The sequence below is a fragment of the Streptomyces sp. NPDC001348 genome (assembly GCF_053597535.1).
This window is the reverse complement of sequence record NZ_JBSFIK010000050.1, coordinates 45,825-65,054: the sequence shown is the minus strand read 5'-3', so window position 1 is coordinate 65,054 and position 19,230 is coordinate 45,825. Positions and strand designations below refer to the sequence as shown.

Annotated in this window: 16 protein-coding genes; 13 read left to right on the top strand and 3 right to left on the bottom strand. The window is 73.2% G+C overall.

The features are described from left to right. The 5 genes from ACWC21_RS35950 to ACWC21_RS35930 form a co-directional block, all read left to right on the top strand. A partial coding sequence (locus ACWC21_RS35950) for a flavodoxin-dependent (E)-4-hydroxy-3-methylbut-2-enyl-diphosphate synthase (protein ID WP_450888210.1) occupies window positions 1-258 on the top strand: 258 nt, incomplete at its 5' end. A gap of 186 nt (window positions 259-444) precedes the next feature. Next, window positions 445-2,226, top strand: a complete 1,782-nt coding sequence (locus tag ACWC21_RS35945) for an alpha-L-fucosidase (protein WP_450888208.1) — start codon at window positions 445-447, stop codon at window positions 2,224-2,226. A 97-nt stretch (window positions 2,227-2,323) separates the two neighbouring features. Beyond that, a complete protein-coding gene (locus ACWC21_RS35940) occupies window positions 2,324-3,172 on the top strand; it encodes a GNAT family N-acetyltransferase (RefSeq protein WP_450888206.1) in 849 nt (282 codons plus the stop codon). 201 nt (window positions 3,173-3,373) lie between these two features. Beyond that, on the top strand, window positions 3,374-3,904 hold the full coding sequence (locus tag ACWC21_RS35935) for a GNAT family N-acetyltransferase (protein ID WP_450888204.1): 531 nt from the start codon (window positions 3,374-3,376) through the stop codon (window positions 3,902-3,904). A gap of 73 nt (window positions 3,905-3,977) precedes the next feature. Further along, window positions 3,978-5,678, top strand: coding sequence for a proline--tRNA ligase (locus ACWC21_RS35930; RefSeq protein WP_450888202.1), 1,701 nt, complete (start codon window positions 3,978-3,980; stop codon window positions 5,676-5,678). A 424-nt stretch (window positions 5,679-6,102) separates the two neighbouring features. On the opposite strand, the gene ACWC21_RS35925 is transcribed toward ACWC21_RS35930, so the two are convergent. The 3 genes from ACWC21_RS35925 to ACWC21_RS35915 are packed head-to-tail and all read right to left on the bottom strand — an operon-like array spanning window position 6,103 to window position 8,084. Then, on the bottom strand, window positions 6,103-7,002 hold the full coding sequence (locus ACWC21_RS35925) for an aminoglycoside phosphotransferase family protein (protein ID WP_450888200.1): 900 nt from the start codon (window positions 7,000-7,002) through the stop codon (window positions 6,103-6,105). A gap of 30 nt (window positions 7,003-7,032) precedes the next feature. Then, on the bottom strand, window positions 7,033-7,542 hold the full coding sequence (locus tag ACWC21_RS35920) for a ferritin-like domain-containing protein (protein WP_450888198.1): 510 nt from the start codon (window positions 7,540-7,542) through the stop codon (window positions 7,033-7,035). Further along, a complete protein-coding gene (locus tag ACWC21_RS35915) occupies window positions 7,539-8,084 on the bottom strand; it encodes a hypothetical protein (RefSeq protein ID WP_450888197.1) in 546 nt (181 codons plus the stop codon). Before ACWC21_RS35915 ends, ACWC21_RS35920 begins: the two co-directional genes overlap by 4 nt. 296 nt (window positions 8,085-8,380) lie before the next feature. On the opposite strand from ACWC21_RS35915, the gene rimP reads away from it, so the two are divergent. The 8 genes from rimP to ACWC21_RS35875 all read left to right on the top strand — a co-directional run bounded on the left by rimP (window position 8,381) and on the right by ACWC21_RS35875 (window position 19,182). After that, window positions 8,381-8,878: a ribosome maturation factor RimP gene (gene rimP / locus ACWC21_RS35910; RefSeq protein WP_450888195.1), complete on the top strand. Its 498-nt coding sequence runs from the start codon at window positions 8,381-8,383 to the stop codon at window positions 8,876-8,878. A 2-nt stretch (window positions 8,879-8,880) separates the two neighbouring features. Beyond that, window positions 8,881-9,867, top strand: coding sequence for a transcription termination factor NusA (gene nusA / locus ACWC21_RS35905; RefSeq protein ID WP_450888193.1), 987 nt, complete (start codon window positions 8,881-8,883; stop codon window positions 9,865-9,867). Window positions 9,868-9,969: 102 nt separating this feature from the next. Further along, the gene (locus ACWC21_RS35900) at window positions 9,970-10,266 is read left to right on the top strand and encodes a YlxR family protein (protein WP_450888191.1); all 297 of its coding nucleotides are present in this window, start codon (window positions 9,970-9,972) and stop codon (window positions 10,264-10,266) included. 145 nt (window positions 10,267-10,411) lie between these two features. Continuing rightward, a complete protein-coding gene (gene infB, locus ACWC21_RS35895) occupies window positions 10,412-13,492 on the top strand; it encodes a translation initiation factor IF-2 (protein WP_450888189.1) in 3,081 nt (1,026 codons plus the stop codon). A gap of 288 nt (window positions 13,493-13,780) precedes the next feature. Further along, window positions 13,781-14,074: a DUF503 domain-containing protein gene (locus ACWC21_RS35890; RefSeq protein ID WP_389158795.1), complete on the top strand. Its 294-nt coding sequence runs from the start codon at window positions 13,781-13,783 to the stop codon at window positions 14,072-14,074. A 40-nt stretch (window positions 14,075-14,114) separates the two neighbouring features. After that, complete coding sequence (gene rbfA, locus ACWC21_RS35885) at window positions 14,115-14,567, top strand: 30S ribosome-binding factor RbfA (protein WP_450888186.1); 453 nt, start codon at window positions 14,115-14,117, stop codon at window positions 14,565-14,567. After that, the gene (truB, locus tag ACWC21_RS35880) at window positions 14,564-15,469 is read left to right on the top strand and encodes a tRNA pseudouridine(55) synthase TruB (RefSeq protein WP_450888184.1); all 906 of its coding nucleotides are present in this window, start codon (window positions 14,564-14,566) and stop codon (window positions 15,467-15,469) included. Before rbfA ends, truB begins: the two co-directional genes overlap by 4 nt. Before the next feature lie 263 nt (window positions 15,470-15,732). After that, complete coding sequence (locus ACWC21_RS35875; RefSeq protein WP_450888183.1) at window positions 15,733-19,182, top strand: trypsin-like peptidase domain-containing protein; 3,450 nt, start codon at window positions 15,733-15,735, stop codon at window positions 19,180-19,182. The last annotated feature ends 48 nt before the right edge of the window (window positions 19,183-19,230 follow it).

The window sequence follows — 19,230 nt, the reverse complement described above, 5'->3', positions numbered from 1 at the left end:
CTGACCGGCATGGAGGTCCCGCTGCGGGTGGCCGTGATGGGCTGTGTCGTCAACGGTCCCGGTGAGGCCCGTGAGGCCGATCTCGGTGTGGCCTCCGGCAACGGCAAGGGGCAGATCTTCGTCAAGGGCGAGGTCATCAAGACCGTCCCGGAGTCCAAGATCGTGGAGACCCTCATCGAGGAGGCCATGAAGCTCGCCGAGAAGATGGAGGCGGACGGTGTGGCCTCCGGCGAGCCCGAGGTCTCCGTCGCCGGCTGACCCAGCCGATCCCGCTCACACCACGTCACCCTCACGCCCCGTCACCTCCCTGGTGGCGGGGCGTAAGTGTTGTCTCCGGCTCCCTTGACAGCTCCGATGTATAGGGGGACGTTATGGGGCGCACCTGCACGCATGTCCCACGCGCAATACCCGCACCGGCTATACATCGGATGACAAGGTGACCGTATGAGACGCCGCAGACTGCTGGCCCTGTGGACCGCCCTCCTCGCCCTCCTGCTCGCCGCCGCCCCCTCGGCCCAGGCGGCCCACACAGCGCAGGCGCCCCCGTACCCGCCCCGCCAGAGCACGCTCCGCAACGCCACCGCCGGGCTCTTCCTGCACTGGGGCATGTTCACCGCGCCCGCCCACTACGACTGCGCCTCCTGGGAGAAGGCCGTCGACGACGGCGGCTGGACTCCCGACTACTGGGTCGACGAGGCCCGCAAGATCCGCGCGAGCTACATCGTGCTCGCCACCTTCCACTCCCGCCTCGGCTACGCGCGCCCGTGGCCGTCGAGCATCCCGGGGTCCTGTTCCACCAAGCGCGACATCCTCGGCGAACTCGTCGACGCTGCGGCGAAGAAGGGCCTGAAGGTCATCCTCTACATGACCGACGACCCTCAGTGGCACAACGAGAAGGGCGTGGAGAGCCTCGACTCGGCCGCCTACTCCGCCTACAAGGGGCACGACGTCGACCTCACCACCCGTCAGGGCTTCGGCGAGTTCAGCTACGACAACTTCTTCGAGATCATGCACAACTACCCGAAGCTGTCGGGCTTCTGGATCGACAACGACAACGAGTACTGGGAACAGCACCAGCTCTACGAGCAGATCCGGCAACTGCGCCCGGACATGACGCTGAGCAACAACAACGAGGACACCCCGATCATGGACATGGTGTCCCATGAGCAGAAGGTCGGCATGACCCCGCCGTACGACCAGCCGTCGGCGATCTGGACGCCCCTGCCGCGCCTGACCGAATCCTGCTACAAGGTGCCCGACACCGGCAGCTGGTGGTACGACGGCCAGGACCGCCCGGTGTCCACCGGCCTCAACGTCGACCGGTACATCGCCAACGCGGGCAACTCCATCCGCTCCCTCATGGACTTCACCGCCATGGTCGACGGCCGCTTCCCGCCGCAGCAGGAGAAGTTCATCGACCTGCTGAAGGACTACCTCCCGCCCATCTGGGAGTCCCTGCACGGCGTCGACGCGGGCGGCTTCCTGTACGGCGGCATGCAGCCCGGCGGCTGGAACGACGGCTCCTACGGCTACGTCACCGTCAGCCGCGCCCACCCGGCCACCACCCAGTACGTCCACGTCACCACCCGCCCGGCCACCGGCGACCAGGTCCGCATCCGCGACAACGGCTACCGGATCGAGCGCGTCACCGACCTGCGCACCGGCAAGCGGCTCCACTTCGACCAGCGCGGGGGAACGCTCACCGTCCGGGGCATCACCGACTGGGACCCGTACGACACCGTGTTCAGGGTGCGCACCGCCGCACACCGCGAGGGCGTGTACCCGGCCCGCTCCGTCAGGGCGAGCGAACCCGCCCTCACCGACGGCGACTTCACCACGTACAGCGACAACAAGGGCGTCCTGCCCACCGGTTTCACCCTCGACCTCGGCCGGTCCCGCAAGGTGGCATTCCTGGGGATCAACCAGCGCGAGTGGTCGCCGACGTACAACCGGGAGTCCTTCGGCCGCAAGGAGGACTCCGCACGGATCAAGGACTACACGGTCTCCGTGAGCGACGACGGAACCACCTGGCGGCAGATCAAGGCAGGAGTGCTGGAAAGCGCCCGGGGCATCCGCTTCGTCGACCTCGGCGACCACCTCCGCACCCGCTACCTCCGGCTCGACGTCCCCACGACCTGGTCCGCGGCCACCGTGCCGAACTACTACCAGCAGCTGCGTATCGACGAGGTACAGGTCGGTTACGGCCACCCCAGGAGCAAGGGCTGACCCGTGGCTCCCACCGCGCTGCCCCCACGGGGCGGCGCGGCACAATTTCGGCAGGTACAGTGCGGAGATCAGCAGACCCTCAGGGTGAGGCCCGCACGTGTTGACCCAGACCACCTCTCGGGTGCTCGAACCGAGCGACCTGGACGCCGCGCTCGCCGTCCTCGACCGCGAGCCGGTCGCCAACGCCTTCGTGACCTCCCGCGTCCAGGTCGCCGGCCTCGACCCCTGGCGGCTCGGCGGGGAGATGTGGGGCTGGTACGAGGACGGCATGCTGACGTCCCTGTGCTACGCGGGAGCCAACCTCGTCCCGATCTGCGCCACCCCGCGCGCCGTACGCGCCTTCGCCGACCGCGCCCGCCGGGCCGGACGCCGCTGCTCCTCCATCGTCGGCCCCGCCCAGACCACCGCCGAACTGTGGCGGCTGCTGGAACCCCACTGGGGCCCCGCCCGGGAGGTCCGCACCCGCCAGCCCCTCATGGTCACCGACCGCATGCCCGCGGACATCGCCCCCGACCCCTACGTGCGCCGGATCCGCAAGGACGAGATGGAGACGATCATGCCGGCGTGCGTCGCGATGTTCACCGAGGAGGTCGGAGTGTCCCCGCTGGCCGGGGACGGCGGCCTCCTCTACCAGGCCCGCGTCGCCGAACTGGTCGGCTCCGGCCGCTCCTTCGCCCGCCTCGACGAACACGGCAAGGTCGTCTTCAAGGCGGAGATCGGCGCGGCGACCTCCCAGGCGTGCCAGATCCAGGGCGTGTGGGTGGCCCCGGAATACCGGGGCAGGGGGCTGGCCGCCCCCGGAATGGCGGCGGTCCTGCGGTACGCGCTGGCCGACGTGGCCCCGGTGGTGAGCCTGTACGTGAACGACTTCAACACCCCGGCGCGGCGGGCGTACGAGCGGGTGGGCTTCCAGGAGGTCGGCGCGTTCATGAGCGTGCTGTTCTGAGACCATCCTGCGCCTCGGGGGAAGACCGGCGAGTCCTGCGGTTACCGCACCCGAGTGCTCGCCACCCGCGGCCGGTACCCGAGCTCGTGCTCTCCTTCACACCGACGCCGCTCACCACGGACGAGGACATGACCCAGCGGGTGGTCACGGTGCTCGCCTCCTGACCCACACGGCGGCGGCGCCCCCCTGTAGTCTCCCCGCATGGACGTAGTGATCGGCCCACTCGACCTCCCGGCACACGTGGACGAGGCCCTGGCCGTCCAGGCCGTCGCCTTCGGACTGGGCCCCGACGAGGTGGCCGTGCGCCGCCAGATCGTGTTGCGTCACATGCAGTACCCGGGCGCGAGGGCGTTCGGGGCCACGGACGGCGGACGGCTCGTCGGATTCGTCTACGGCATGCCCAACGACCGTACCCACTGGTGGTCCACGGTCGTGGAACCGTACCTTCGGGCCCGCGGCCACGACGACTGGCTCGACGACTCCTTCGTGATCACCGAGCTGCACGTCCACCCGGGCCATCAGAACCGCGGTGTCGGCCGCGCCCTGATCACCACGATCACCGACGGCGCGACCGAACCCCGTTCGATCCTCTCCGCCATCGACACCGACAGTCCCGCCCGCGGCCTCTACCACTCCCTCGGCTACCAGGACCTGGCCCGCCAGGTGCTCTTCCCCAGCGCCCCGAAGCCGTACGCCGTCATGGGCGCCCCGCTGCCCCTGCGCCGGAGTTAAGGATTTCCGGCCACGGCGGCGCCCCGGCTAACCTCCTGGTCATCACCTTCACCCCGGCAGGAGTACGAGAACCATGGCGAACGCACCGGTCCAGCGCATGTCCCAGCTGCTGGCGAAAACGCTGCGCGACGACCCGGCCGATGCCGAGGTGCTCAGCCACAAGCTCCTGGTCCGCGCCGGCTACGTCCGCCGTACCGCCGCCGGCATCTGGACCTGGCTGCCCCTCGGCAAGAAGGTCCTGGCGAACGTGGAGCGGATCGTCCGCGAGGAGATGGACGCCATCGGCGCCCAGGAGGTACTGCTCCCCGCCCTGCTGCCGCGTGAGCCGTACGAGGCGACCGGCCGCTGGGACGAGTACGGCGCCGAACTGTTCCGCCTGAAGGACCGCAAGGGCGGCGACTACCTCCTCGGCCCCACCCACGAGGAGATCTTCACCCTGCTGGTGAAGGACCAGGCGTCCTCCTACAAGGACCTGCCGGTCATCCTCTACCAGATCCAGACCAAGTTCCGCGACGAGGCCCGGCCCCGCGCGGGCATCCTGCGCGGCCGCGAGTTCCTGATGAAGGACTCGTACTCCTTCGACACCGCGGACGAGGGCCTCGCCCAGTCCTACGCCCTGCACCGCCAGGCCTATCAGCGGATCTTCGAACGCCTCGGCCTCGACTACCGCATCTGCGCCGCCACCGCCGGCGCGATGGGCGGCTCCAAGTCCGAGGAGTTCCTCGCCCCGGCCGAAGCCGGCGAGGACACCTTCGCGGACTGCCCGAACTGCGACTTCGCCGCCAACACCGAGGCGATCACGTACGGGCTGAAGGAGCAGGACGCCACCGGCGTGCCCGCCGCCGAGGAGATCCCCACCCCGGACACCCCGACCATCGAGACCCTCGCCGCCTCCCTCGGCGTCCCGGCCTCCGCCACCCTGAAGAACCTCCTCGTGAAGGTCGACGGCGAGATCGTCGCGGTCGGCGTGCCCGGTGACCGCGAGGTCGACATGGACAAGGTCGAAGCGCACTTCGCCCCGGCCACCGTCGAACTGGTCACCGCCGAGGACTTCACGGGCCGCCCCGACCTGGTCCGCGGCTACGTCGGCCCGCAGGGCCTGGACAAGGTCCGCTACATCGCCGACCCGCGCGTGGCGCCGGGCACCGCCTGGATCACGGGCGCCAACAAGGAGCACACCCACGCCAGGAACGTGGTCGCGGGCCGTGACTTCGAGGCCGACGCCTACGTGGACGTCGTGGTGGTGCAGGAGGGCGACCCGTGCCCCGACTGCGGCACCGGGCTGAAGCTCGACCGCGCCATCGAGATCGGTCACATCTTCCAGCTCGGCCGCAAGTACGCCGACGCCCTCAAGCTCGACGTCCTCGGCCAGAACGGCAAGCCGGTCCGCGTCACCATGGGCTCCTACGGCATCGGCGTCTCCCGCGCCGTCGCCGCCCTCGCCGAGCAGCACGCCGACGACCAGGGCCTGGTGTGGCCCAAGGAGGTCGCCCCGGCCGACGTGCACGTGGTCGCCGCGGGCAAGGCCCTGCAGACCGAGCTCGCCCTCGAGGTCTCCGGGAAGCTGGCCGCCGCGGGCCTGCGCGTCCTGGTCGACGACCGGGCGGGCGTCTCCCCGGGCGTGAAGTTCACCGACGCGGAACTCATCGGCGTACCCCAGATCCTGGTCGCGGGCCGACGCTCCGCCGAGGGCGTGCTGGAACTGAAGGACCGCAGGAGCGGTGAGCGCGAGGAGTTGACGGTGGACGAGGCGATCGCCCGCCTCACCGCCTGACAGCGGCGCGCGCGGCGGTCCACGGGGTCCCGGCCGGCCTCGGCGGCGACACCGCCGTCGCGGGGGAGTACCCGGCCGGGGAGGGCTGATGGTCGGCCTGCGCGTCGGCGGACCGGCCCCCCATGGACCGGCGCCCGGCGTCGGCGGTGCGGCGGACATGCGCTGCGCCACATCGTCGACCCGCGCACTGTTCGGCCCGCCCGCACCCCTTGGCGCACGGTCTCCGGCGCCGCCGCGACCACCACCGCGGCGGCCCTGGCCAGGGGCGGTGCCGGCCCGGCTGGTCGCACGGCACCACAGTTGGTCGCACGGCACGAGCTGGCCGCGACGGCGCCCGGCCGGACCACCGCGCCCGCCGAGCCGCGGCCGACTGCCCGGCCCCCGGCCCGGCCCTGAAGCTCCGCGCAGGGTGGACGAGAGCGGGCTAGAGCCAGCCCGCGAACTCCAGCAGCAGCTCCGCGTCCTGCTCCCGCCCCACCCGGCGGGCCCGCACCCCGGACTCCACCGCCCGGAACAGGGTCCAGCCTTTGAGCCGCTCCTGGTCCACGTCCAGCGACTCCGCAAGGCGCTTCACCCGCCGCCGGGTGGTGGCCGCCCCCGACGGCGCGGCGATCAGGTCCTCCACCCGGTCCCGGACCAGCCGCGCGAGATCGAAGGCGCACTCGCCGACCAGCGGGTCGGGGCCCACCGCCAGCCACGGCATGCGGTCCCCGGCGAGCACCTTGCTCTGCCGGAACGTGCCGTGCAGCAGCCGGTGCTCGGGCGGCGCGGCCAGCAACTCCGCGCGGGCCGCGAGCGCCGCCTCGACCAGCGGGGCCACCTGGGGGTCGGTCTCCGCGCCGGCCCGCATGGCCTCGGCCTGCCGTCCGGTCCGCCCGGCGACGGTCTCGAAGGAGAACCCCGCCGGCGGTTCCACCCACAGTCGCCGCAGCGTCCCCGCCGCCTCCAGCAGCGCCTTCGCCTCGGGCAGGGACCGCACGGACACGTCCGGGTGCAGCCGTTCGAGCAGCAGCACGCCCTCGGAACCGTCCGTCTCCAGCAGTTGTACGGCGCCCAGCCCGTCCCAGTGCGCGAGCGCCGCCCGCTCCGCCTCCGGCCGGGCCCGGGGCGGCGCGAGCTTCAGTACGGCCGGGGCCCCGTCCGCCCGGCGCACCAACACGACCAGGCTGCTGCGGCCGCCCGGTACCTGCACCCGCTCGATGGTCAGCCCGCGTAGCGCGACGGCCTGCCGCACGGCCTCCGGCAGCCTCTCCAGCCAGCCGTCACCGTCCGGTGCCGTCTCACCGAGCGCTCTGACGAGACGCCGCGGCGGTTCGAAAGCCATGCGCGAGCCGTTCCTTCCCGGGCTGCCGGTTCATGCCGTCGGTGTCGCCGAGGCCGAGGCCGAGGCCGTGGCCGGCGGCGCGGTCGCGGACGCACCGGCCGCGGCGCCGTCCCGTTCGGCGAGACCAGGGAAGGCTACGCTCCCCCCGCGCCAGCGCACCGCCCGCACCGCGGTCTCCCGCAGTACCCCGGCGGCCTCGCGGCGCCGCCCGCCCGTCGTCGCCCGCACCAGGTCGGAGTACACCCCGGCCACGCGTTCCTCCAGCTCGGCGGCCAGCCGCACCGCGGCGTCGGAGTCCGGCACGGGGAACGGCAGCGCGTACGCCGCGTCCGCGGCCACCGGGGCGCCGCCCAGGTCGCGCACCGCACGGACCAGCGCATCCCTGCGCGCCCTGTGCGCGTCGTACGCCGCCCGTGCTTCAGTGCGCCGTTCCGCGCGGATCCGCCCGCCGACGACCCCGTACCCGTACACGGCCGCGTGCTCGGCGGCCAGGGCCGCCTGCAGGGCCTTGAGCTCGCCGCTCCGGGCCTCGTCGCTCACTTCCCGTCCTCCGTCAGCAGATACGCGTGCGACGCCCCGGCGGCCGCCACCGAGGCCAGCAGTCGTGCCAGTTCACCGTCCACCTCCAGCAGCGCCTTCGCCCGCCGGTCGGCGAGAGCCCGCTCGGCGGCGGCGAGAGCGGCGCGGGCGGCCTTCTCGTCGGCCGGCACGGTCGACGCCGGTGCCGACGCGGACGCGGGTGCCGACGCCGACGCGCGGGCCGACGCCGAGGCGCCGGGAGACCGCGCGGGAGCCGGCGTACCGCCGCCGAAGGCCTCCGCGTGCGCCGCGGCCTCCGCCCGCAGCGGCTTCAGCCGGTCGGCCAGCGCCGGATGCGCCGAGATCACCGCGTCGTACCGCTCCACCAGGCCCCGGCTGTCCCGGGCCGCACGCACGCGTGCCCGTGCGGAGAGCGACGGGGTGCCGCCGGAGTCCCCGCCGCCGTCGGAGCAGCCCGTCAGCAGGACCGCTCCCGCGGCCGAGGCGAGCAGGGTTCTTCTGCGCGGCCGCAGAAGGGCGCGCGGCGGTGGGGGGAGGGGCACGGCAAGTCCTCGGGGGCTCGTACGAACACACGGGCGGGGGTTCGCCGCTGATCACCGTACCCGCGAACCCGCCCGACCCATGTCACCGGCTCGTGGACCCACTTGAGGGGCGTCGGGCGTGTCGGCGGGCACGGCCGCCCGGGACACCCGACGCCGGCAACACCGGGCTCCCCCTCGGCGAAGCGGGCGCACCGCCGGAGGCGGACGTGGACGGCAACACCCCTTGCGACCGGATACCCTTTGACCAGACACGCGCCCCATCCCACAACAGCACACGCGGCCGAGGAGTCACCCGGATGAGCACCACCCAGAGCGAGAGGCTGCGAGAACTGCTGGAACCGCTCGTCACATCCCAGGGCCTGGATCTCGAAGAGATCGCCGTCGACTCCGTCGGACGCAAGCGGGTGCTGCGCGTCGTCGTCGACTCCGACACCGGGGCGGACCTGGACCAGATCGCCGATGTGAGCCGCGCGCTCTCGGCGAAGCTCGACGAGACGGACGCGATGGGCGAGGGCGCGTACGACCTGGAGGTCGGAACCCCGGGCGCTGAGCGCCTCCTCAAGGAACGACGGCACTACGCGCGCGCGGTGGGCCGGTTGGCGAAGTTCCAGCTGGCCGAGGGCGGCGAGCTGGTCGCCAGGATCCTGACGGCCGACGACGAGGGCCTCGACCTGGAAGTGCCCGGAGTCAAGGGCCGCAAGGCCACCACCCGCAGACTCGGCTACCCGGACATCGCCAGGGCGCGCGTGCAGGTCGAGTTCAACCGCAAGGACAAGAAGGAAGAGGAGGCGTAGCCGTGGACATCGACATGAGTGCCCTGCGGGGCTTGGTTCGGGAGAAGGAGATCTCCTTCGACCTGCTGGTCGAGGCGATCGAGTCGGCCCTCCTCATCGCCTACCACCGCACCGAGGGAAGCCGCCGACACGCGCGCGTGGAGCTCAACCGGGAGACCGGGCATGTGACCGTGTGGGCGAAGGAGGATCCCGACGACCTCGAGGAGGGCCAGGAGCCCCGCGAGTTCGACGACACCCCGTCCGGGTTCGGCCGTATCGCCGCCACCACCGCCAAGCAGGTCATCCTGCAGCGGCTGCGCGACGCCGAGGACGACGCGACGCTCGGCGAGTACGCCGGCCGTGAGGGCGACATCGTCACCGGGGTCGTCCAGCAGGGCCGCGACCCGAAGAACGTGCTCGTGGACATCGGCAAGCTGGAGGCCATCCTGCCGGTGCAGGAGCAGGTGCCGGGCGAGACGTACCCGCACGGCATGCGGCTGCGCAGTTACGTCGTACGGGTGGCGAAGGGCGTGCGCGGCCCGTCCGTCACCCTCTCGCGCACCCACCCCAACCTGGTGAAGAAGCTGTTCGCGCTCGAGGTGCCGGAGATCGCCGACGGCTCCGTCGAGATCGCCGCGATCGCCCGTGAGGCCGGTCACCGTACGAAGATCGCCGTCCGTTCCACCCGTTCGGGCCTGAACGCCAAGGGCGCCTGCATCGGCCCCATGGGCGGCCGGGTGCGCAACGTGATGGGCGAGCTGAACGGTGAGAAGATCGACATCGTGGACTGGTCGGACGACCCGGCGGAGATGGTCGCGAACGCGCTGTCACCCGCCCGGGTGTCCAAGGTGGAGGTCGTGGACCTGGCCGCCAGGTCCGCCCGGGTGACCGTGCCGGACTACCAGCTGTCGCTGGCGATCGGCAAGGAAGGGCAGAACGCCCGCCTCGCCGCCCGGCTCACCGGCTGGCGGATCGACATCCGGCCGGACACGGAGCAGCCCGGGGAATAGATCCAAGCCGCAGGGCGCTTGGATCACGACAGTTATATGCACGACAACTGTTCGATCTATCACCCAGAGGGGTGAGGTCGGTACGGGGAGGTAGACTTAACTGTGTCTGGCCGGACGCAAGCCCGAGCATGCCCTGAACGCACCTGCGTGGGGTGCCGGGAGCGGACGGCCAAGACGGGTCTGCTGCGGATCGTGGCGATCGAGGACGCATGCGTCCCCGATCCTCGCGGTACGCTGCCCGGCCGGGGTGCGTACGTACACCCCGCCCTGGTCTGTCTCGACCAGGCGGTACGCCGCCGGGCGTTCACGCGGGCACTGCGCGCCCCGGGAGCGCTCGACACAAAGGCGTTGCGCCGGTACGTCGAGCAGACGACAGTTGCTGAGCAGGCAACACCGTAAGACGTGCCGCACGGAACCCCGTGCGGTCTGGTACCTCGCGAGTCGAAAGCAGGTCGAGATTGCGATGAGCACTCGATGAGTACGCGATGAGTACGCCCATGAACTAGCGACGGTCCGGCCGCAACCCGGACCTCAAAGGAGCGAAGTGGCTAAGGTCCGGGTCTACGAACTCGCCAAGGAGTTCGGTGTGGAGAGCAAGGTCGTCATGGCCAAGCTCCAGGAACTCGGTGAATTCGTCCGTTCGGCGTCTTCGACGATCGAAGCGCCCGTAGTACGCAAGCTGACCGACGCCTTCCAGGGTGGTGGCAACGGCAAGCCCGCCCCCCGTAAGGCCGCCCCCAGGCCCGCCGCGCCCTCTCCGGCGCAGGCGGCCCGTCCGGCTGCACCGAAGCCGGGCGCCCCCAAGCCGCCGTCGGCCCCGCAGCCGTCGGCACCCCAGCCCGCGGCCCAGCAGCCGTCGGCCCCCTCGGCGCCCACGCCGGCCCCCGGCCCGCGTCCGGTGCCGGGTCCCAAGCCCGCGCCGCGTCCGGCGCCGGCCGCCCCGGAGTTCACCGCTCCGCCGGCCGCCCCGGCACCGCAGGCTCCGGCCGCCCAGGGTCCGCGCCCCGGCGCGCGTCCCGGCGCCCCCAAGCCCGGCGGCGCCCGTCCGGGCGGCCCCGGCCAGGGGCAGCGGGGCGAGCGTCCCGCCGGCCAGGGCGGTCAGCGTCCCGGCGGGCAGGGCCAGCGTCCCGGCGCCCGTCCGGCCGGCCCGCGTCCGGGTAACAACCCCTTCACCTCCGGTGGCTCCACCGGCATGGCCCGCCCGCAGGCCCCGCGCCCGCAGGGCGGCCCGCGCCCCGGTGGTCCCGGCGGTGCCCCCGGCGGCGGTCCCCGTCCCCAGGCGCCCGGCGCCCAGGGCGGCGGTCCCCGTCCGCAGGCTCCCGGCGGCCCGCGCCCGACCCCGGGCTCGATGCCGCGTCCGCAGGGCGGCCCCCGTCCCGGCGGTGGCCCCGGCGGCCCGCGTCCGAACCCCGGCATGATGCCTCAGCGTCCTGCCGCGGGTCCGCGTCCCGGCGGTGGCGGCCCCGGCGGCCGTGGTCCCGGTGGCGGCGGTCGTCCCGGTGGCGGCGGCGGTCGTCCGGGCGGCGGCGGCTTCGCCGGTCGTCCCGGTGGCGGTGGCGGCGGCGGCTTCGCCGGTCGTCCCGGTGGTCCCGGTGGCGGTGGCGGCGGTTTCGCCGGTCGTCCCGGTGGTCCCGGTGGCGGCGGCGGTGGCCGTCCCGGCTTCGGTGGTCGTCCCGGTGGTCCGGGTGGCCGTGGTGGCACGCAGGGCGCCTTCGGCCGTCCCGGTGGTCCCGCGCGCCGCGGCCGCAAGTCGAAGCGGCAGAGGCGCCAGGAGTACGAGGCCATGCAGGCCCCGTCGGTCGGCGGTGTGATGCTGCCTCGCGGCAACGGCGAGACCATTCGCCTGTCGCGCGGTGCCTCCCTCACCGACTTCGCCGAGAAGATCAACGCCAACCCGGCGTCGCTCGTCGCGGTGATGATGAACCTGGGCGAGATGGTCACGGCCACGCAGTCCGTCTCCGACGAGACGCTGCAGCTCCTCGCCGACGAGATGAACTACACGGTTCAGATCGTCAGCCCCGAGGAGGAGGACCGCGAGCTCCTCGAGTCCTTCGACATCGAGTTCGGCGAGGACGAGGGCTCCGAGGAGGACCTGGTCGTCCGTCCGCCGGTGGTGACCGTCATGGGTCACGTCGACCACGGTAAGACCCGTCTGCTCGACGCCATCCGCAAGACGAACGTCATCGCGGGCGAGGCCGGTGGCATCACCCAGCACATCGGTGCCTACCAGGTCTCGACCGAGGTCAACGACGAAGAGCGCAAGATCACCTTCATCGACACCCCGGGTCACGAGGCGTTCACCGCCATGCGTGCCCGTGGTGCGAAGTCGACCGACATCGCGATCCTGGTCGTCGCGGCCAACGACGGCGTCATGCCGCAGACGGTCGAGGCGCTCAACCACGCCAAGGCGGCCGACGTGCCGATCGTGGTCGCGGTCAACAAGATCGACGTCGAGGGTGCCGACCCGACCAAGGTGCGCGGTCAGCTGACCGAGTACGGCCTGGTGGCCGAGGAGTACGGCGGCGAAACGATGTTCGTCGACATCTCCGCCAAGCAGGGTCTGCACATCGACAGCCTCCTCGAGGCCGTCGTCCTGACCGCGGACGCCTCGCTCGACCTGCGGGCCAACCCGGCCCAGGACGCGCAGGGCATCTCGATCGAGTCCCGCCTCGACCGCGGCCGTGGTGCCGTGGCGACGGTCCTCGTCCAGCGAGGAACGCTGCGGGTCGGTGACACGATGGTCGTGGGCGACGCCTACGGCCGGGTCCGCGCCATGCTCGACGACAACGGCAACAACGTCGCCGAGGCCGGCCCGTCGACGCCGGTCCAGGTCCTCGGCCTGACCAACGTCCCGGGTGCGGGCGACAACTTCCTGGTGGTCGACGAGGACCGTACGGCCCGTCAGATCGCCGAGAAGCGTGCCGCCCGTGAGCGCAACGCCGCGTTCGCCAAGCGCACGCGCCGCGTGTCGCTGGAGGACCTGGACAAGGTGCTGAAGGCCGGCGAGGTCCAGCAGCTGAACCTGATCATCAAGGGTGACGCTTCCGGTTCCGTCGAGGCCCTCGAGTCCTCGCTGCTCCAGCTGGACGTCGGCGAAGAGGTCGACATCCGCGTCCTGCACCGCGGCGTCGGTGCGGTCACGGAGTCCGACATCGACCTGGCGATGGGCTCCGACGCCATCGTGATCGGCTTCAACGTCCGTGCGGCCGGCCGCGCGGCGCAGATGGCCGAGCGCGAGGGCGTGGACGTCCGGTACTACTCGGTCATCTACCAGGCGATCGAGGAGATCGAGGCGGCCCTGAAGGGCATGCTGAAGCCGGAGTACGAGGAGGTCGAGCTCGGTACGGCGGAGATCCGCGAGGTCTTCAAGTCGTCCAAGCTGGGCAACATCGCCGGTGTGCTCATCCGCTCCGGCGAGGTGCGCCGCAACACGAAGGCCCGCCTCATCCGCGACGGCAAGGTGGTCGCGGAGAACCTCAACATCGAGGGTCTGCGTCGCTTCAAGGACGACGTCACCGAGATCCGCGAAGGCTACGAGGGTGGTATCAACCTCGGAAACTTCAACGACATCAAGGTCGACGACGTCATCGCGACGTACGAGATGCGCGAGAAGCCGCGGGCGTAACGCCCACGGTCCGCACCGGCCGACGGGACCACGGTCCCGCCGGCCGGTGCGCCGTGTAGCGGGTGCTTCGCCCCCTCGATCCCGGGTCCTCGCGCCCGCCCGTTTCAACTGACTGGCACGGGTGGGTGGGAAACCGGGGGTCTGGGGGCAGAGCCCCAGGCGCGACGGCAGCCCACCGGAGGCAAAACCCCGTCGAGCCTCCGGCAGGAACGAGGTACCGTTCATGATGCCTCCGGCCACACGGCCCCGGGGCCATCGACCCCGTACCGGCGGGTGAACCGGTTACACATGTACGTGGGGACTCTGTCCTTCGACCTCCTCCTCGGCGACGTACGGTCGCTGAAGGAGAAGCGCTCCGTCGTCCGCCCGATCGTCGCCGAACTCCAGCGGAAGTACGCCGTGAGCGCGGCCGAGGTGGACCACATGGACCTCCACCGGCGGGCCCTCGTCGGCCTCGCCGTGGTCTCGGGCGACGCGGCGCACCTCACCGACGTGCTGGACCGGTGCGAACGGCTGGTCGCCGCCCGCCCCGAGGTGGAACTGCTGTCCGTCAGACGGCGTTTCCACGGCGACGACGACTAGACCCAAGAACGACCCAGAGACAAGAACGGGAGACGGACCAGTGGCCGACAACGCGCGGGCGAAAAGGCTGGCGGACCTCATCCGAGAGGTGGTGGCCCAGAAGCTGCAGCGCGGGATCAAGGACCCGCGGCTCGGCTCGCACGTCACCATCACGGACACCCGGGTCACCGGGGACCTGCGGGAGGCGACCGTCTTCTACACGGTGTACGGCGACGAGGAGGAGCGGAAGGCCGCCGCCGCGGGCCTGGAGAGCGCCAAGGGCATCCTGCGGTCCGAGGTCGGCCGTGCGGCCGGCGTGAAGTTCACGCCGACCCTCGCCTTCGTGGCGGACGCCCTCCCGGACACCGCCAAGAACATCGAGGACCTCCTCGACAAGGCGCGCCTGTCCGACGAGAAGGTGCGCGAGGCGTCCGCGGGTGCCGCGTACGCCGGTGAAGCGGACCCGTACCGCAAGCCGGGCTCCGAGGACGAGACGGACGACGCCGCGGAATGACCGACAAGCGCACCGCGCCCGACGGGCTTGTCATCGTCGACAAGCCGTCGGGCTTCACCTCGCACGACGTGGTCGCCAAGATGCGCGGGATCGCCAGGACCCGCCGCGTCGGCCACGCCGGCACCCTCGACCCGATGGCGACGGGCGTCCTCGTCCTCGGCGTCGAGAAGGCGACGAAGCTCCTCGGGCACCTGGCCCTCACGGAGAAGGAGTACCTCGGCACGATCCGCCTCGGCCAGACCACGGTCACCGACGACGCCGAGGGCGAGACCACGGCATCGGCCGACGCGTCCAAGGTCACCCGCACCGCAGTCGACGCCGCTGTCGCCAAGCTGACCGGCGACATCATGCAGGTGCCGTCCAAGGTCAGCGCCATCAAGATCGACGGCGTACGGTCCTACAAGCGGGCCCGCGAGGGCGAGGACTTCGACATCCCCGCGCGGCCCGTCAAGGTCTCCTCCTTCGCCGTGTACGACGTCCGGGACGCGGTCGCCGAGGACGGCACACCGGTCCTCGACCTGGTGGTGTCCGTGGTCTGCTCCTCCGGTACCTACATCCGCGCCCTCGCCCGCGACCTGGGCGCCGACCTCGGCGTCGGCGGGCACCTCACGGCCCTGCGCCGCACGCGCGTCGGACCGTACAAGCTGGACGCGGCCCGCACCCTCGACGAACTCCAGACGGAGCTGACCGTGATGCCGATCGCCCAGGCGGCCGCGGCCGCGTTCCCGCGCTGGGACGTCGACACCAGACGCGCCCGGCTGCTCACCAACGGCGTCCGGCTGGAGATGCCCGACGAGTACGCGGGCACCGGCCCCGTCGCCGTCTTCGGCCCCGAGGAACGCTTCCTCGCGCTGGTCGAGGAACACAAGGGCAAGGCCAAGAGCCTCGCCGTCTTCGGCTGACGCGGCCCCGGGGCGGTGCCCGTGGAGCCGGGCTGTTCCCGTGGAGCGGCGGCCACGGGATGTGGCCGCCGCTCCACGGTCCCCCCTCGGTTCCCCCACCCCTAGGGTGTATCCAGCCGCCCCCGCCTATTCACCCGACCGTGCAGGCGCTCGGAGTGAACGGGGGGAGCGGAAGGGGGCGCTTTGTCCGCTCGAGCCGTTCCGCCGATCATCCGGCCCTACCTTCGTGGGCAGGGCACGGGTGCACGGCGGGAGGTTCGACCATGGCGGGACGGGGCCCGCGCAGCGTGGGCGGCGCCGGACGGACCCCCGAGGACACCCTCCGCCGGGAGCGACGGCCGGACACTCCCGGCGGGGACCGCGACCGCGCCCTCGACGCGCGTCTGGTCCGGATCCGCGACATCACCGGCCGCCCGCGCGGCACCGGCTTCCTCGCCGACCACCACGGCACGCTCGTCACCAGCCACGAGGCCGTCGACGGCCTGTCCCGCCTGGTGCTGCACACCGCCGACGAGCGGACCCGGGTCCTGACCGCCGACGCGGTCACCCCACTGCCCGCCCTGAACCTCGCCCTGGTGCGCACCGAGGGCCTCGGCGTGGACCCGCTCCCGGTGACCGCACGGGACCGGATCCCCACCGGCACCCATGTGCGTATCGCCGCCGGATGCTGGCGTGCGGCGAGGGTGCTCGGCACCGCCCGGGTGACGTACACGACCCGGGACCGCAGCCTCCCTCTCCCCGGCGAGGCGATGGAGCTGGCGATGGGCACCGCGGGCCGCGACGCCCTGCGGCCCGGCGGCGGCGCGGCCGGCGGGCCGGTGCTCGACGCGGCGACCGGCGCGGTGCTCGGCGTCCTCGGCACGGCGCTGCGCTCCGGTGACCGCGACGGCGGTTTCGCGGTACCGCTGCGCCCGGCCGACGGCCCGCTCGCCGGACTCCTCGACCGCAACGCCGCGACCGTGCCCGCGTACGGCGCCGACCTGAATCCGGCGGGCATCCTGGAACTGACCGCCACCTCGGTCGGCCAGGACGGGCCGCCCGGAGCGCTCGCCGGGCACGCCGCCCGGCCCGGTGCCGGCCCCGGCCCGGTCGATCCTGTCGAACGACCCGAGGTGGTAAGGCACTTGACGGCCTTCACCGAGAGCGGTGCCGCCGTCCTGGGTCTCGTCGGCGCCCCGGGCAGCGGCCGCACCACGGAACTCGCGGCCCTCGCCACCCGCCGCGACCGCGGACCCGAACCGGCGCCCACCCTGTGGCTGCGCGGCGCCGACCTGACGGACTCCGACGGCTCGGTGGCCGACGCCGCGCGCCGCGCCCTGCGCCGGGCGGCCCGTATCGTCGCCGCCTCCCGGCCACCCCTCCCCGCCGACGAGACCCCCGCGGGCGATCCGACCGGCCCCGGGGACACCACCCCGGAACGCCTCGCCCGAGTCGCCGCACGGCTCGGCCGCCCGCTGCTGCTCCTGCTCGACGGCCCCGAGGAGATGCCCCCCGCCCTCGCCCACCGGCTTCCCCAGTGGACCGCGGGGACCGCCCAGTGGCTGCGCGAAACCGGCGCACGGCTGGTGGTGGCATGCCGGGAGGAGTACTGGGAGAGCGCCGGGGCGGACTTCCCGCCCGGACTGCTGTACCGCCCCGCGCCGGCCCCCACCGCGCCGCCCCGCCCGCTCCCGCCCTGCGTGCGCCTGACCGACCTCACTCCGGACGAGGCCCGCGTCGCCCGCGCCCGCTACGCGCTTCCCGACGGCGCCGTCACCGACCGCGACGCCCGTCATCCCCTCACCCTCCGGCTGCTGTCGGAGGTCCGCGCCGCCCTGCGGGACGCCCTGGCGCCCCCCGTCGACCGGCACGAGGTGTTCTCGGCCCACCTGGACCTCATGTGCCTGCGCATCGCGGTCCGCCTCGCCGCGGACAACGGTCTGCGCGGCACCGCGGTACGGCGTCTCGCGGCCCGGGTCGCCGGTCAGGTCCACGAGGCCGCCCGACGCAGCCTGGGGCCGGGACAGGGCGGGCTGGACCGGGCCGCCTTCGAGGCGGTGTTCCCCTGGGGGCCCGCCCCGTCGTGGCTGGGCGGCGGCAGCGGCTGGGCGTCCGCAGTCCTGACCGAAGGGCTGCTGGTGCCCGCGGGGACCGGCTACCGATTCGCCCACGAGGAGTTCGCCGACTGGATCCAGGGCATGCACCTCGACCTGGACGAGGCCCTGCGCACCCTGGTCCACCACCGCCCCGCCCCGCACGCGAGCCGTCCCTCGCCCGTTCCGCAGGCGAGTCACCCCCTGCCCGTACCGCACGAGAGCCAGCATCCCTCGCCCGTCCCGCACGCGAGCGACACGCCTGTCCCGCACCACCGCGTCGGCCCCGTCGTCCAGGCCCTGCTCGTCCTCGCCCGCCAGCAGGGCACCGCCGAACTCGCCGCGCGCCTCGAGAAGTTGATCCGCGCCCTCGACGCGGACCCCGGATCGTGGTGGGCCGCCCGACTGCTCGCCCGGGTGCTGTCCCAGGTCCCCGACGCGACCCCGTACACCGGCGTGCTCCGCCTGCTCGCCGACCGCATCGTCGCCCGGCGGCGCCGGCGGCGCCCCGTGCCCGGGGACTTCGGGCCCGCCTTCTGGACCGCGCTGCCGGTCCCGCCCCGCGAGCGCTTCGATCTCCTGCGCCGCCTGCTCCAGGCCGACGAGGCTCCACCGGACACCGCGGGGGCGGCCACCGCGCCCGGACCGCCGCCGCGGCCCGGGCGGCACGACGAAACCCCCGCGCCGCCACCCACCGGCGCCCGGTACCTGGATGCCGTGGCCCGGCTGCTCGCCGCCGACCCCACCGCCGTACGACCGCACCTGACCCGGTGGTTCGACGACGAGCGGCCGCTGCCCGCCACCCCCCACGCCACCGTGGCCACGGCCGCGCAGGCGCTGTTGCACACCTACCGGCACGGCGCGCCGGACGACCTCACCGAGGTGCTCGTGGACAGCGCGCACCGGCGCGGCGACGAACTGCTCGCGGTGCTCGCCGAGGACGAGGCCTCCGCCGTCTGCCGGGCCGTCGACCGATGGGCGCACGACGAACGTCCGGCACGGCGGGCGGCGGCCCTCGCATACGGCCTGCGCGTCGCACCCCACCTGTGCACCGAGGCCGACCGCGCGCTGCTGCGCCACGCGGCCGTCACCCTGCTCGCCCGGCCCGTCGACAGCGGCCTGCACGGTGGCGCGCTGGCCCTGCTGGTGCGCGACCCGCACACCCGCGCCCGCCATCTCCCCCAGGCGGTCGAGTACTTCGCCACCGGTGACCCACAGTTCCCGCCCAGCGCGCTGGCCCCCGCCCTCGCCACGGACCCCGGGCCGGTGCTGGACGCCTTCCGCGCCCGGCTGCGCGCCGGGGCGGGCCCGGGGGAGACGCTGTGCGCCCTCGCCGACGTCACCACGCCCCCGCTGGCCGGCCGGGTCGCCGCTCTCGTGTGCGAGACGGTCGAGCTGCGGCCGGAGACCGCCGAGCCGGTGGCGGAGTACGTCGACCGCCGACTCGACCACGGCCCGCCCGCCCGCACCGTGCTGCTGCCGCTGGTCACCGGCCTCCTGGACAACGCCCCGGCACCGCTCCGAACGGCCCTGGCGGCCGTCCTGGCCGCCCCCGGCACACCGGCGTCCCGGCCCCTGCGCGAGGAGCTGCTGGAGTACCTGCTGACCCACGAGCGCGATCCCGCCGTCCTGCCAGCGTGACGACGTGCGCCCGGTCACAGCCCCCATGCCGATGCGGGCCCGGAACGC

Excerpts from the sequence above, each read along its gene's own strand:
- truB (WP_450888184.1), top strand. The coding sequence starts at position 14,564 with ATGACCGACAAGCGCACCGCGCCCGACGGGCTTGTCATCGTCGACAAG.
- ACWC21_RS35930 (WP_450888202.1), top strand. The coding sequence starts at position 3,978 with ATGGCGAACGCACCGGTCCAGCGCATGTCCCAGCTGCTGGCGAAAACG.
- ACWC21_RS35890 (WP_389158795.1), top strand. The coding sequence starts at position 13,781 with ATGTACGTGGGGACTCTGTCCTTCGACCTCCTCCTCGGCGACGTACGG.
- ACWC21_RS35875 (WP_450888183.1), top strand. The coding sequence starts at position 15,733 with ATGGCGGGACGGGGCCCGCGCAGCGTGGGCGGCGCCGGACGGACCCCC.
- ACWC21_RS35945 (WP_450888208.1), top strand. The coding sequence starts at position 445 with ATGAGACGCCGCAGACTGCTGGCCCTGTGGACCGCCCTCCTCGCCCTC.
- ACWC21_RS35925 (WP_450888200.1), bottom strand. The coding sequence starts at position 7,002 with ATGGCTTTCGAACCGCCGCGGCGTCTCGTCAGAGCGCTCGGTGAGACG.
- rimP (WP_450888195.1), top strand. The coding sequence starts at position 8,381 with ATGAGCACCACCCAGAGCGAGAGGCTGCGAGAACTGCTGGAACCGCTC.
- ACWC21_RS35935 (WP_450888204.1), top strand. The coding sequence starts at position 3,374 with ATGGACGTAGTGATCGGCCCACTCGACCTCCCGGCACACGTGGACGAG.